Below are 13,673 nucleotides of genomic sequence, written 5' to 3'. Positions count from 1 at the left end.
AGAAAAGATAAAATGCTTGAAGCCTTTTACCCCACAGAGCGCGGTAGCTTAGAAGACGCAACAATTAATGGTGGGTTTGATCTTCATCCAGAATTGGTTTGGATTGACTTAATTGCGCCTTCACAAGAAGAGCAAGAATGGGTTCTAGAAGCCTATCAACAAAATTTACCCACCTTAAAATCTTTAGAAGACATTTCCTCTTCAGCACGATTCTACCGTGATGATGATGGTATTTTACATATCAGTACATATTTTTTAACGAAAAATAAAAACTACCAAGTCGAAGATGATTCTGACGAAAACAGCAATATTTTAGCCACGGTTCAAACCGTTGCTTTTATTCTACATAAAGATCACTTATTTACTTTACGTGGTGAAAAGCTGGTTGCGTTCCGTGCCTTTCGTGCACGAGCAAGACGTAATGATTATGACATCGACTATAAAGACCCGACGTGGATTCTCTTAGGTTTACTCGAAGCCAAACTCGATGAACTTGCGGATATCTTGGAAGATATTCACAAAGACCTAGAACTCTACTCGACTGAAGTCCTAAACGTGCGTCATCGTGAACAAATCTTAGATTTGGACGACATGATTACCCGTCTCGCTCAGAAAGAAGACGTTCTAGGTAAAGCTCAACTCTGCTTAATCGACTTACGCCGTGTACTCACCTTCTTAGCACGTCCAAGAGCATTGGGCAGTCATATTTATGATGCTGATATTCGAGAGCTCAGTGAGGATGTTCGATCACTGGTTGAACATGATGCATTCCTCTTCCAAAAGGTTCGCTTCTTACTCGATACAACCTCAGGATTCATTAATACTGAGCAGAACGATACGATTCGTCGATTCTCGATTTTACCGAGTATGCTTGCACCTCCAATGCTCATTGCCAGTATCTATGGTATGAACACAGACGTACTGCCTTATGCAAAAGGGACCACCAGTTTTATCATTGTAAGCTTGATTCTCGTGGCATTTTTTGTGGGTCCACTACTGTATTTCCGTTGGAAAAAATGGATTTGAGCGAGCTTTGAAGCACTGCTTTAAACTAGCACCCAGCAAAGATTACCGATGGATTGAAAACCTGTTATCGCAAATAAAAAAGCACCTTTCGGTGCTTTTTTTGTTTTTGCTTTCTTTCAAAATTTTAAAAGCATTAAATTAACTTTAAGTCATTTTCCAAATGACAAGACTGGATAATCTTCATCATTTTTTGAGGTACTGACTTAAAGTGTAAGCTATGCGCATCAGGTGTTTGGCGCAACCATCTCACCATCACTGCTAAAGCCAAAGTACTACCATGCTCAAGTTCAGCCAAATTAACAACCAAAGGAAATTGATTGAGTTGACGAATTTGATCTAATCCTGCCTGATAGTAAGCTTCAGCATTGTCATAGCTAATCTTACCTGAGACTTGAACTTCTTGATCTTTCAACGTAATCACAAGAATTTCTCTCGATTATTTTTTCTTATCAATTGCAGCTTCAGCATCAGGCTTAAAGTTTGCAATTGCTTTATTAATATCACCACCGTTACGTTTAACAGTCGCCGCAAACTGATTACGGAACTGTAAACCTAGATCAATACCAGATACGTTGATGTTACGAATTTTCCATTGGTTATTACGGTCAGCCAACTGGAAAGACACTGGAATTTTTTCACCCTTATTATTGAAATCAATCGTTACGACAGGGTTTGCACTTGAAGTCGCTTTATAAGGACGGATTGTGTAGGTTTGATTACTAAACTTCGCAAAAGCACTACCGTAGTTTTCGATCAATGTTTCACGGAAGTTCTTTTCAAACTGAGCACGTTGTGCAGCATTACTATATTGGTTGTTCGCATAAGTACCCATCACTAGGCGCGTAAAACCTTGCGAATCAATATACGGGTCAAGGTTTTGACGAACAATTGCTTTCACTGCTGCTGGATTATTTTGTAATTTTGCATGATCTGCTTTTAAACGTGAAATAAGACCATCAGCCACTTTTTTTACAAATGCAGGAGGTGCTTCAGCCGGTGCTGCCATCGCAGTACCAGCAAACATTGCAGTCATTACACTTGCAGTTAAAGTTTGTTTTAATAAAGTATTCATTACATTTTCCTCAAAAATTATTCAACAAATGAAGCTTGTTCATCTGTTGTTTCAGATGGTACTGAATCGGCATCTGCGCCTTTCTTAGACTCACCTGCACCACCTGTAACGAATTTAGAAACGAGGTCTTCGATTTCCATCGTACTTTGCGTATTGCTAATTTGACCATCACGCTTCAAGTAGTTGATGCCACCACCTGGAACGATTTTTAAATATTTCTCACCCAATAAGCCATTGGTTGCTACCATTATGTAAGCATCTTCATCAATATTAGTGATGGATTTCATGTTATCAATAAGTTGCTTTTCCATTACTTTTTGTTGTGCAGGATCAGCGGCTTCATAATCTGAACTGTAGCGTAGCTCCTCAAGGGCGTTCTTTTGTACTTCTTTCAATTGTTCTGTATTGAATGAAGTTAAAGTTCCATCTAACTTGATATGTACCGTTGCCAACCGTGTCATTGGATCAAGTTTAATATCTTCCACTTCACCCACTTTAACTCCGCTCAAAGCGACTTTTGCACGTGGTTTAATCCCATTTACGTTATCAAAGGTCGCTGTCATATTGTAGCTGTCTTGAAGTTTAGTCCCCATTAAGCCACTGACTTTCATTGCCAAGAAAAATAGCGCAACACCAAATAAAATGACAAAAACACCGACTGCTAGCTCACTAGTACGTGATTTCATTAAATACCTCCGAACATGACCGCAGTCAACACGAAATCAAAACCTAATACGCAAAGAGATGAATACACCACTGTGCGAGTTGTTGATGTTGCAATACCTTCTGACGTTGGTTCACAAGAGTAACCTTGGTAAACGGCAATCCATGTACAAATCAACGCAAATACAAAACTTTTAATAATCGTGCCATTGAAGACATCCTTATAGAACTGAACAGCATTTTCCATTCCACTCCAATAAGAACCCTCATCCGCACCTAGAAAATCAACACCGACCATTTTGCCACCCATGATGCCTACTGCCGCAAATATGACAGCTAACATAGGTAAACTAAAAATACCTGCCCATAAGCGTGGAGATATAATTCGTTTAAGCGGATCTACACCGATCATTTCCATACTTGACAGTTGTTCTGTCGCTTTCATCAAACCAATTTCTGCGGTTAATGCTGAACCTGCACGCCCTGCAAATAAAAGTGCTGCAACGACAGGTGCAAGTTCACGAAGCAATGTCAGTGATACAGCAGCACCCAGCATCGCTTCGCTACCAAAAGTCACCAAGATGCTATACATCTGTAGACCTAATACAGCGCCGATAAATAAACCTGATACAACGATGATCAACAATGACATGACGCCAACACGATACATCTGATAGATAAATAATTTCACACCAATCCAGGTTGGCATTGAAAATAAAATCCGCAACAACATGATTGTGGCAACACCGATTCCCTGCACACGCTCAATCACGCGTCTACCTAATAAGGCGATAGCATTCATGAACGCACCTCTTTATGCAAATAGGATTGATGACTAAATTGATAATCGACAGGCCCCTCAACAGAACCTGTTAAAAACTGTTTTACAAAGGGTGATGCATGCTGACGCAATTGCTCAGGCGAACCCTCACCTTGCACTTTGCCTTCTGCTACTACGTAAATGTAATCTGCGATAGATAAAGTTTCTGTCACATCATGCGACACGATAATTGTGGTTAAGTCCAAAGCTTCACGCAGTGAACGAATCAAGCGCGTCAACACACCCATCACAATAGGGTCTTGCCCTGCAAATGGTTCGTCGTACATGATTAAATCAGGATCAAGTGCAATGGCGCGTGCGAGTGCAACACGACGATTCATACCACCAGATAGCTCTGAAGGCATCATTTGTTCAGCACCGCGTAAACCGACAGACTCTAATTTGAGTGCCACTAATTCCTGAATTAAATGTTCGGACAGTTTAGTATGTGCACGAATTGGAAAAGCGACATTTTCATAAACCGACATATCGGTAAAGAGTGCACCACTTTGAAAAAGCATGCCCATACGTGCACGTGATGCAAACAACTCTGGACGACTCATATCTGCAATATTTTTGCCGTCGAGCAAAACTTGCCCTTGATCGGGACTAAGCTGTCCACCGATCAATCTAAGCAATGTCGTTTTACCTGTGCCTGATGGCCCCATAATCGCTGTAATTTGTCCGCGACGTATTTTTAAATTGACATTATCGTAGATGACACGTTCACCACGATTAAAACTCAAATTCTTAACTTCAATAAGTGCCTGAGCATCGTGTAGCGTTTGATTATTCATAGCTGTGCGTGTTCCTGCAATTTATCAGCCCGCATACTATACTCTTAATTAGCTGAATTTAGATGTTATGAAAGGTTAACAAAATTTAGGCACAATATTAGCATTATTCTGATTTTATTATACTTATATCTAGTTATAAAATTTTTAGGTGATCAAAAATATCTTTAATAGCAAAGCTAAAATTACAAATTCATGTCTTATATTTCAGATAGCAACGCTATATAAAAAATAAGCAATATTGGCAATAGCAAGTGCTGAGAACATATACATCATAATTGAACCTAGATTTGAAGTATTAGATATAGCCTGTGTTTGATTGTTCATAATTTACTTTTTATTTTTAAAATATGACTTGGTTAACATTATTTTAGCATGTTGTTTTTTTTAAGCAATAAAAAAAACCAGCCCTAAGACTGGTTTTTTTTATTTATTTCGAGATCTTAGTCGTTAAATTTACGACGTGGACGCTCTTCACCACCTTCACGACGAGGGCGGTCAGGATTAAATTCGCGACGTGGACGATCTTCGCCACCAAATGAACGTTGTGGACGATCACCGAAACCGCCTTCACGACGTGGAGCTGGACGGTCGCCAAAATCACGCTTAGGACGATCACCGAAACCACCTTCACGACGTGGAGCTGGACGGTCACCAAAATCACGCTTAGGACGATCACCAAAACCGCCTTCACGACGTGGAGCTGGACGATCGCCAAAATCACGCTTAGGACGATCACCAAAACCGCCTTCACGTGGTTTGTAATCTACACGGTTGCCACGGTTGTCATCGTTAGAGCGAGGACGATCACCGAAACCACCTTCACGACGTGGAGCTGGACGGTCACCGAAATCACGCTTTGGACGATCATCGAAAGAACGTTGTGGACGATCACCAAAACCGCCTTCACGACGTGGTGGACGATCACTGAAATCACGACGTGGACGCTCTTCGCCACCAAATGCTGGACGTTCGCCACGTGGTTTGTCATCGAAGCTACGACGTGGACGATCATCACCGCCTTCACGACGTTTAAAGTTGCTTTCGCCTTCAAAACGACGACCACCGCCATCACGACCACGACCACCGCCGAAACCGCCACGACCACGACCACCGCCATCACGACCACGACCACCGCCATCACGACTACCGCGTGCAGGAGGTGGAGATGGCTCAAGACCTTCGATTTCAGAAACATTTAAACGCGCTTCTAGGAAATCTTCTAAAGCACGAATTTTACCGCGTTCACGGTAAGTTGCTAAAGTGATTGCTTTACCAGTACGACCCGCACGACCTGTACGACCAATACGGTGTACATAGTCTTCGTTCTTCATTGGAAGACCGAAGTTAATTACGTGAGAAATTGTTGGTACGTCAAGACCACGAGCAGCAACGTCAGTTGCAACTAGAATTTTTGCACGACCTTCACGGATGCTACGTAAACGACGGTTACGCACAGTTTGTGGCATAGCACCATGAAGTGCTACAACTGAAAGACCAGCTTCTGCTAGCTCTTCAGCTAACATATCTGTATCTTCTTGAGTTGAAGCAAATACAACTGCTTGATCAACGTCTTCGCCGTTTAACCAATGCGTTAATAATTTTTTCTTGTGCTCAAAACCATCAGTCCAATGCAAAGTCTGAGTAATGTCAGTATTTGTAGAGTGACCAGTTTCGATAGAAATACGTTGTGGATCATTCATCATGCGTTCTGCAAGGCTGATAATACGACCAGCAAAAGTAGCAGAGAACATTAATGTTTGATCACGGTTACCCGCCAAATCACTGATCGCTTCTAAGTCTTCAGAAAAACCTAGATCAAGCATACGGTCTGCTTCATCTACGATTAACGCTTTAACTTGATCAAGTTTAATTTGACGACGGTTTACTAAGTCAAGTAAACGACCTGGAGTCGCTACAACAACTTGTGCACCTTTTAACTGTTGGATTTGTTTACCAAAAGGCATACCACCCATGATCGCAGCAATACGCACACCTTTCATGTGACGTACGAAACCGATCGCGTCTTGGCTTACTTGTTGAGCCAATTCACGTGTTGGGCATAAAACTAAAATTGAAGGTGCAGTCACAGCACGCATACGATCTTTGAAAGAAAGAAGCGTATCTTCATTACCTGCCAATGCATGTAATGTAGGAAGTAAGAATGCAGCAGTTTTACCAGAACCTGTTTGGCTCGATACAAGAAGATCTTTACCTTCTAAAGCAGCAGGAATTGATTGTTCCTGAACAGGAGTAGGCGCAGTAAAGCCTAAAGTTTGGAGTGCTTGTTGAAGTGATTCGTGTAATTGAAAATCAGCAAAAGTTTTGCTCATAGAGTGTTTCACCCGAAAATTGGGTGCTCCATTAAATATAAAGTCTGATGGACATCGGCAAATAGCGGCACAGCAATAATCGCTGAAAATATAGAATCAGCGGCGATCCGAGAACGACGATGCGTATAACGCACACATGATTACAGCCTGAACCTGAAGGAATCGCTTAAGCGATTGGGTGGGGCGCGAAATATTGTCCTCTCGATGGACCGGACGCGCATACACAATATAGAAGAGAAATGTTCAGGTAATGAACGAAATTTAGTGCGTGGGCGGAGTATAACAGATTTTTTTATAATGTCATTAAGTTTAATTGCTTTTTACATTTTATATTACAGATCAAATCAAATTGAATGAAAAATCCATTATTGAAATAAATAAAAGCCCTCACATAAGAGGGCTTTTATTTATTTCATAAAATGCTGCACAACACACATTATGAAAATATCTTCATAAATTTGATCTGCTTATTTAGCAGCTTCACCCCAAGCTGGAACAACCGCTTGCATAAGTGGCTTTAACATTTTCATAGAACATGCCAATACTTGACCATTTTCCATAGAATCTGTACCACCACGAGCATCAACTACAGTACCGCCCGCTTCTTTCACGATCAACTCGCCTGCAGCGATGTCCCATGGTTTCAAACCAAGTTCGAAATAACCATCAAAACGACCGGCAGCAACATAAGCTAAGTCTAATGCAGCAGAACCTGAACGACGGTATTGAGCACCTTGTTCAGTCACAGCCAACAAAGACTCAAAATGATTTTTTGCGTAAGAAACAATTTCACCGTTACGTTTAGCACGGTAAGCATGACCTACTGATAGGAATGTATTTTCTAAGCTATCTTTAATATTCACACGAATACGGCGTTGGTTCATCATCGCACCACGACCACGGCTTGCTGAGAACAACTCATCTTTAACAGGGTCATAAATAACACCGTGTTGAGTTACACCTTTATGTTGAACAGCGATAGAAATACAGAAATGCGGAAAACCATTGATAAAGTTTAAAGTCCCGTCTAAAGGATCGATCACCCAACACCAATCAGCGTCATGACCTTTACCTTCTTGTAGACCAAACTCTTCACCAAGGAAGCTATGATTTTTATAGCTTTTACGGAGAGTTTCGATAGTCAATTCTTCTAAATAACGGTCTACACGCGTTACTGGACCATCGATGCCTTTTTCTTCAACTTGCAGATCAAGTTTATGACGATTCTGATGCGCTTTTAAAAGCTCTTGACCAACTGTTTGAGCCGCACGCGCAGCCATAACCACCATAGGTTCCATTGAACACCCACTACAAATTTGAAGATACTGATAAAGAATAATGCATAAAAGCGCCGGCATTTTAACAAATGTCGACGCTTTTAGGGGAAAAATGTTTCTAAAATTTTAATTTGGAAAAATTAAACCATTTGCAAAGTATTCAACCATGCCTGTTTGACTGATTTTTCAATACCTTGTGCATCAAGGCCACATTCTTTTAACATTTCGCTATGTGTAGCTTGTGCCTGAAATAGATCAGGTAAACCTAAGTTCAACATGGGTTTGACAATTTGCGCTTTAGCTAAATACTCATTGACTGCACTACCCGCTCCAGCCATGACTGCATGCTCTTCAACAGTAACAAACAATTGGGTTTTTTCAGCAAAGCGCTGAATCATTTGCTCATCTAAAGGCTTAACGAAACGCATATTAATCACACGAATCGCCACATCCAGCTCTTTTGCTAAACTTTGCGCACTTTCTACAGCAACACTTACGCGACTACCAAATGCAAGAATCGTGATGCCATCATCATGTTCAGTATTTAATTCCAAAACAACTTCAGCTTTACCAATTTCTATTGCACTTAATTCAGATTGAATTTCAACACCTAATCCATTACCTCGCGGATAACGTACAGCTGCTGGTCCATTATACTGATACGCGGTGTGCAACATTTGGCGACATTCATCTTCGTCTTTAGGTGCCATGATCACAATATTCGGTACAGTACGCATAAAGGCATAATCATACGCACCTGCATGCGTTGGACCATCTTCACCGACAAGCCCTGCTCGATCAATGCCAAAAGTCACATCTAGATTTTGTAATGCAACATCATGTACAAATTGATCATAACCACGTTGTAAGAATGTAGAATAAATCGCAACAACAGGTTTAAGACCTTCACATGCCATACCCGCTGCAAGCGTCACTGCATGCTGTTCAGCAATCGCTACATCAAAGAAGCGTTCAGGAAATTGCTTTGCAAACTGAACCATACCAGAGCCTTCGCACATGGCTGGAGTAATCGCAAGTAATCGCTCATCGGACTGTGCTTCATCACACAACCATTGTCCAAACACATCTGAATATTTAGGGGCAGAATTTGTAGATGCTGTTGTATTTATTTTAGAAATTGCATGATATTTGATTTGGTCAGATTCAGCAGGTGCAAAACCTTTGCCTTTCTTAGTATAGATATGAACCAAACGAGGACCTTTACGTTTTTTCAAAGCATTAAATACTTTGACCAAACCATCAACATCGTGACCATCGAAAGGACCAAAATAATCAAAACCGATTGCACTAAATAAGTTATCTGCTGCATCTGTTGCAGATTGATGTAAACGAGAATTATAAGACCATTCAGGGTGTTGCTCAATATAAGGCACGCCTTCATCATCGATCTGTACAGACTGCCCTTTTTCCCAAATCGCAGCTAAATGCTTAGCAAATCCACCAGTACTACACGAAATAGACATATCGTTGTCGTTCAGCACAACGATCAGATCGGCAGTATGCGCCACAGCATCATTCATCGCTTCAAAAGCCATGCCTGCTGTCATTGCACCATCACCAATAATCGCAACCACATCACAAGGGTTTTTCAAATGACGACGCGCCAAAGACATCCCCAAACCTGCTGAGATTGCAGTTGATGAATGCCCCACACCAAAAGTATCGAACTCAGACTCTTCACGTGCTGGAAATGCGGCTAAACCATTTTTAGAACGAATGGTTGTAAGTTGTTCACGACGACCTGTTAATGCTTTGTGTGGATATGCTTGATGACCCACATCCCAAATCAGGCGATCGTTTGGCGTATTGAAGCAATAATGTAATGCGACAGTCAGCTCAATGACACCTAAATTTGCGCCAAAATGTCCACCACTTTGACCAGCTGCATACAAAATAAATTGACGTAACTCATCCGCGACTTGAACCAATTGGTTTTTCGCTAGCTTACGCAGTTGTAATGGATGATCGATAGCATCCAACAAGGGCGTCACTGGGCGTTGAGTAGGAATCTCGGTATACAACATATGTAGCAATGCCTTCTAAGCCTGGCAAATCCTAAGCTAGGTAAAATGGGTTAACTCGATTCTCAATCGCATGAAAACATGCCAAGAATCAAAAAAAATCACCGTCAATCAACCACATTTATATTGGTGCATTATTAAGCAGCTGCTTAATCGGGCGTCGTTAGGTAAGGTAGATTATCCTGAATAACCTTAGTACTTATCAACTACTATTATGTGCATTATACAAAAAAAGAAAATGTTCTCATCAAATTTACATACTCTACTACCACCAAGGTCGTAGCATTAAGCTATACTTTAGTTAAATTATGAACATGTAATGGAAGTCGCTGTGCCTATCGAGTTTGTTGCCACATCACAATTACCCACTGCTTTTGGTGATTTCAAAATCACAGTTTTCCAAGATCCTCAAACAGGCGAAGAACATGTAGCACTCTCAAAAGGTTTAGAAATAGCACCAACTGCGCCTGTTTTAGTACGCATTCACTCCGAGTGTTTAACGGGGGATGCTTTTGCTTCTTTGAAATGTGACTGTGGCCCTCAGTTACAAGCAACTCAAAAACTGATTAATGATGCTGGTCAAGGCGTGATTCTGTATTTACGTCAAGAAGGTCGTGGTATTGGATTAACCAATAAAATTCGTGCCTACGCACTTCAAGATCAAGGCCATGACACTGTAGATGCAAATTTATTGCTGAATTTACCTGCGGATGCACGCCGCTATGATATGTGCAGCATCATGCTCGATCATTTACAAATCAAACAGGTCAAGTTATTGACCAACAATCCTTTAAAAATTAAAGCATTGACCGATTTAGGTATTGATGTGGTTGATCGCGTTCCATTAACAGTTGGCCTAAATAAATTTAATGAAGATTATTTAAAAACCAAACATGAACGTATGTCACACATGTACGACAAAGAAGATTTTTAATTCAATTCGTAAGCCATTAACAGCGCCCTCCTTTTAAGAAGGGTGCTGACTTAACGTTAAATCGTCATCGAAAAAATACGACTTTCTGGCATTTTTCTTTTTAATTTCAAATCAAATGCCATACAAATATTCCGTACAAATGGCTTTCCTGCTTCTGTCACACGAATAGACTCATCGCCTATAACAAGAAGTTGATCATGTTGCATTTCATTTAATTGATTGAGTACATCATTTAACTCGGGAAAGTCCATTTTTGGATCTGACCAAGATGTTTCAAAGCTACACATTAAATTTAAAATATGCTTCCGAATGACCAAATCTTCATCCGACAAAATATGCCCATGATAAACTGGAATTTGTTCCTGCTCTAAACTGACATAATAATCATCAATATTCTTTTCATTTTGTGCAAAGCTATACCAGCTATCGCTAATCGATGACACACCCAGCCCAATCATGACTTGGGTTTTGGATGCGGTATAGCCCATAAAGTTACGATGCAATCTACCAGCTTGGAATGACTGATACATGGGATCTGGTTCTAAAGCAAAATGATCCATGCCGATTTCATGGTAGCCCTGTTCAAGCAGTTTCTTTTTGCCTTCTTCATAACATTGACGTTTCATTTCATCTTTAGGGACATCGTGGTCTTTAAATCCACGTTGTCCATTGCCCTTAATCCAAGGCACATGCGCATAACTATAAAAGGCTAAACGATCCGGCATCAGAGAACTCGTTTGATCAATCGTATTGAGTACATCTTCTAAATTTTGAAATGGCAGACCAAACACTAAATCATGTGAAATCGATGTATATCCTATTTCTTTCGCCCATTCAGTCACTTGTTTTACATGCTCAAACGGTTGAATTCGATGAATCGCTTTCTGTACTTTTTCGTTATAGTCCTGAACACCATAACTGACGCGGCGAAAACCTAAATCATACAACGTTTGTAGATGAGCTTTGGTTGTATTGTTTGGATGCCCTTCAAAGCTAAACTCGTATTCATGAGCAATTTTTGCTTTAGATAATATGCCTTCGATCAGTTGTTTCAAATGTTCTGCTGAGAAAAATGTCGGTGTTCCACCACCCAGATGAATTTCCTTAATCACTGGCTGATCGACCAGAAGCTGACAATACAATGCCCATTCTTTTAATACCGCCTGAATATAGGGCTGTTCAACTTCATGGCGCTTCGTGACTTTTTTATGGCAACCACAAAAAGTACATAAGCTTTCACAGAATGGTAAATGGATATAAAGACTGATCCCTTCTGTTGCATTGGATTCATCAAACGATCGTTTCAGTGTTTGCTTCCACAAATCCAATGAAAAATGCTGTTCATCCCAATACGGCACTGTTGGATAACTGGTGTAACGTGGTCCAGGAACATTATATTTCTGAATGAAAGAATTCACTGGATTCGACATTTCGATAGCCCCATAACCGTTTAATACAACAATAATATGAATTTTATTTGACTTATTGTGCTGAGCTTCTCCAATCAATTCAACCTAGTAAGATAGTCGGAATAAATTCCATTTTCAGCGTTTAATATTCGAGGTATGCCAGAACTCCATCACCCACCGATAATAAAGATCGAGAAAATCACCTTAATTTTTAAGTTAATTTATGTTTTGATGTATCCAGTTTTTCTTTTGCCCAAGAGGCTTGCCATGTCGAATCCTACTTCTGCAGATATTCAGCGTGTACGTGATTTTCTCGTAGATTTACAAGCACGCATTTGTGCAAGCTTAGAACAACAAGAAATTGCAGGCGGTGGTACAGCGACATTCGAAATTGATGATTGGGAACGTCCAGAAGGCGGCGGTGGTCGTTCACGAGTTCTACAAAATGGTACAGTGATTGAAAAAGGCGGTGTGATGTTCTCACACATCAATATTTCAAAACTGCCAACCTCTGCAACCGAACGCCATCCTCAAATTGCAGGAGCAAAAGCTCAAGCAATGGGCGTATCTTTGGTGATCCATCCTAAAAATCCTAACGTTCCAACTTCCCATGCCAATGTCCGTCTATTTGTTGCTGAAAAAGAAGGTCAAGAACCGATTTGGTGGTTTGGTGGTGGTTTTGACTTAACCCCATTTTATCCAAATGATGAAGATCTGCTGTCGTGGCACCAAACCGCACATGATCTTTGTGCACCATTTGGTGAAAATATCTATGCTGAACATAAAAAATGGTGTGATGATTACTTCTACTTAAAGCATCGTGATGAACAACGAGGTGTAGGTGGTTTATTTTTTGATGATTTAAATCAATGGGACTTTGAAACCTGTTTTAAATACATGCAAGCTGTGGGTAATGGTTACTTAGAAGCCATTTTACCGATCTTTAAACGTAATCAAGATAAAACCTATACTGAGGCACAGCGTGAGTTCCAACTGTATCGTCGTGGACGTTATGTCGAGTACAACTTGGTCTATGACCGCGGCACTTTGTTTGGCCTACAGACAGGTGGTCGTATTGAATCGATTCTAGTGAGTCTACCACCACTAACAGGCTGGTCTTATCGTCCTGAATGGGATGAAGGCTCTCCAGAAAAACGCTTAACAGATTATTATTTAAAACCTAAAGATTGGTTATCTGAACTGAAAAAATAACCTACAAGCCTTTAAAAACCACATCATTAATAGCCCTTGTGTTTCAGCATAGGGGTTATTTTTATGCTGTATTAAGAGATAAATCGTATTA

General features: G+C 40.6%; 12 protein-coding genes. 3 read left to right on the top strand and 9 right to left on the bottom strand.

Annotated features, from left to right (window positions below; translation table 11 throughout):
* Nucleotides 1-12: 12 nt before the first annotated feature.
* Complete coding sequence (locus AC5YDM_RS11520) at nt 13-1,026, top strand: CorA family divalent cation transporter (protein WP_496124743.1); 1,014 nt, start codon at nt 13-15, stop codon at nt 1,024-1,026.
* Nucleotides 1,027-1,159: 133 nt separating this feature from the next.
* On the opposite strand, the gene AC5YDM_RS11515 is transcribed toward AC5YDM_RS11520, so the two are convergent.
* The 8 genes from AC5YDM_RS11515 to dxs all read right to left on the bottom strand — a co-directional run bounded on the left by AC5YDM_RS11515 (nt 1,160) and on the right by dxs (nt 10,030).
* Complete coding sequence (locus tag AC5YDM_RS11515; protein WP_496152256.1) at nt 1,160-1,447, bottom strand: STAS domain-containing protein; 288 nt, start codon at nt 1,445-1,447, stop codon at nt 1,160-1,162.
* A gap of 15 nt (nt 1,448-1,462) precedes the next feature.
* Nucleotides 1,463-2,098: an MlaC/ttg2D family ABC transporter substrate-binding protein gene (locus tag AC5YDM_RS11510; protein ID WP_496152255.1), complete on the bottom strand. Its 636-nt coding sequence runs from the start codon at nt 2,096-2,098 to the stop codon at nt 1,463-1,465.
* 17 nt (nt 2,099-2,115) lie between these two features.
* Nucleotides 2,116-2,784 carry an outer membrane lipid asymmetry maintenance protein MlaD gene (gene mlaD, locus AC5YDM_RS11505; RefSeq protein WP_496152254.1) on the bottom strand — a complete coding sequence of 223 codons (669 nt, stop codon included), beginning with the start codon at nt 2,782-2,784 and terminating at the stop codon, nt 2,116-2,118.
* The gene (gene mlaE / locus AC5YDM_RS11500) at nt 2,784-3,563 is read right to left on the bottom strand and encodes a lipid asymmetry maintenance ABC transporter permease subunit MlaE (protein WP_496152253.1); all 780 of its coding nucleotides are present in this window, start codon (nt 3,561-3,563) and stop codon (nt 2,784-2,786) included. Before mlaE ends, mlaD begins: the two co-directional genes overlap by 1 nt.
* Nucleotides 3,560-4,378 (bottom strand): ABC transporter ATP-binding protein, encoded by an 819-nt coding sequence (locus AC5YDM_RS11495; RefSeq protein ID WP_496152252.1) that lies wholly within the window; start codon nt 4,376-4,378, stop codon nt 3,560-3,562. The genes mlaE and AC5YDM_RS11495 overlap by 4 nt, the downstream gene beginning before the upstream one ends.
* A 440-nt stretch (nt 4,379-4,818) precedes the next feature.
* Nucleotides 4,819-6,708 (bottom strand): DEAD/DEAH box helicase, encoded by a 1,890-nt coding sequence (locus AC5YDM_RS11490; protein ID WP_496152251.1) that lies wholly within the window; start codon nt 6,706-6,708, stop codon nt 4,819-4,821.
* 467 nt (nt 6,709-7,175) lie between these two features.
* Nucleotides 7,176-8,006: an inositol monophosphatase family protein gene (locus tag AC5YDM_RS11485; protein ID WP_496152250.1), complete on the bottom strand. Its 831-nt coding sequence runs from the start codon at nt 8,004-8,006 to the stop codon at nt 7,176-7,178.
* A gap of 119 nt (nt 8,007-8,125) precedes the next feature.
* Nucleotides 8,126-10,030: a 1-deoxy-D-xylulose-5-phosphate synthase gene (dxs, locus tag AC5YDM_RS11480; protein ID WP_496152249.1), complete on the bottom strand. Its 1,905-nt coding sequence runs from the start codon at nt 10,028-10,030 to the stop codon at nt 8,126-8,128.
* Between the two features lie 328 nt (nt 10,031-10,358).
* Between dxs and ribA the strand changes: the two genes are divergently transcribed.
* A complete protein-coding gene (gene ribA, locus AC5YDM_RS11475; protein ID WP_496152248.1) occupies nt 10,359-10,961 on the top strand; it encodes a GTP cyclohydrolase II in 603 nt (200 codons plus the stop codon).
* A gap of 56 nt (nt 10,962-11,017) precedes the next feature.
* Here ribA and hemN read toward each other — a convergent pair whose 3' ends face one another.
* Nucleotides 11,018-12,391 (bottom strand): oxygen-independent coproporphyrinogen III oxidase, encoded by a 1,374-nt coding sequence (gene hemN, locus AC5YDM_RS11470; RefSeq protein WP_496152247.1) that lies wholly within the window; start codon nt 12,389-12,391, stop codon nt 11,018-11,020.
* 246 nt (nt 12,392-12,637) lie between these two features.
* Between hemN and hemF the strand changes: the two genes are divergently transcribed.
* Nucleotides 12,638-13,582: an oxygen-dependent coproporphyrinogen oxidase gene (gene hemF, locus AC5YDM_RS11465; protein WP_496152246.1), complete on the top strand. Its 945-nt coding sequence runs from the start codon at nt 12,638-12,640 to the stop codon at nt 13,580-13,582.
* Nucleotides 13,583-13,673: the final 91 nt, after the last annotated feature.

The sequence above is a fragment of the Acinetobacter sp. CY81 genome, from assembly GCF_059515925.1.
This window is presented reverse-complemented; position numbering and strand designations above follow the sequence as displayed.

Bases quoted from the DNA above. Each gene is read 5' to 3' on its own strand.
- AC5YDM_RS11520 (WP_496124743.1), top strand. From the start codon at position 13: ATGCTTGAAGCCTTTTACCCCACAGAGCGCGGTAGCTTAGAAGACGCA.
- AC5YDM_RS11510 (WP_496152255.1), bottom strand. From the start codon at position 2,098: ATGAATACTTTATTAAAACAAACTTTAACTGCAAGTGTAATGACTGCA.
- mlaD (WP_496152254.1), bottom strand. From the start codon at position 2,784: ATGAAATCACGTACTAGTGAGCTAGCAGTCGGTGTTTTTGTCATTTTA.
- mlaE (WP_496152253.1), bottom strand. From the start codon at position 3,563: ATGAATGCTATCGCCTTATTAGGTAGACGCGTGATTGAGCGTGTGCAG.
- AC5YDM_RS11495 (WP_496152252.1), bottom strand. From the start codon at position 4,378: ATGAATAATCAAACGCTACACGATGCTCAGGCACTTATTGAAGTTAAG.
- AC5YDM_RS11490 (WP_496152251.1), bottom strand. From the start codon at position 6,708: ATGAGCAAAACTTTTGCTGATTTTCAATTACACGAATCACTTCAACAA.
- AC5YDM_RS11485 (WP_496152250.1), bottom strand. From the start codon at position 8,006: ATGGAACCTATGGTGGTTATGGCTGCGCGTGCGGCTCAAACAGTTGGT.
- dxs (WP_496152249.1), bottom strand. From the start codon at position 10,030: ATGTTGTATACCGAGATTCCTACTCAACGCCCAGTGACGCCCTTGTTG.
- hemN (WP_496152247.1), bottom strand. From the start codon at position 12,391: ATGTCGAATCCAGTGAATTCTTTCATTCAGAAATATAATGTTCCTGGA.
- hemF (WP_496152246.1), top strand. From the start codon at position 12,638: ATGTCGAATCCTACTTCTGCAGATATTCAGCGTGTACGTGATTTTCTC.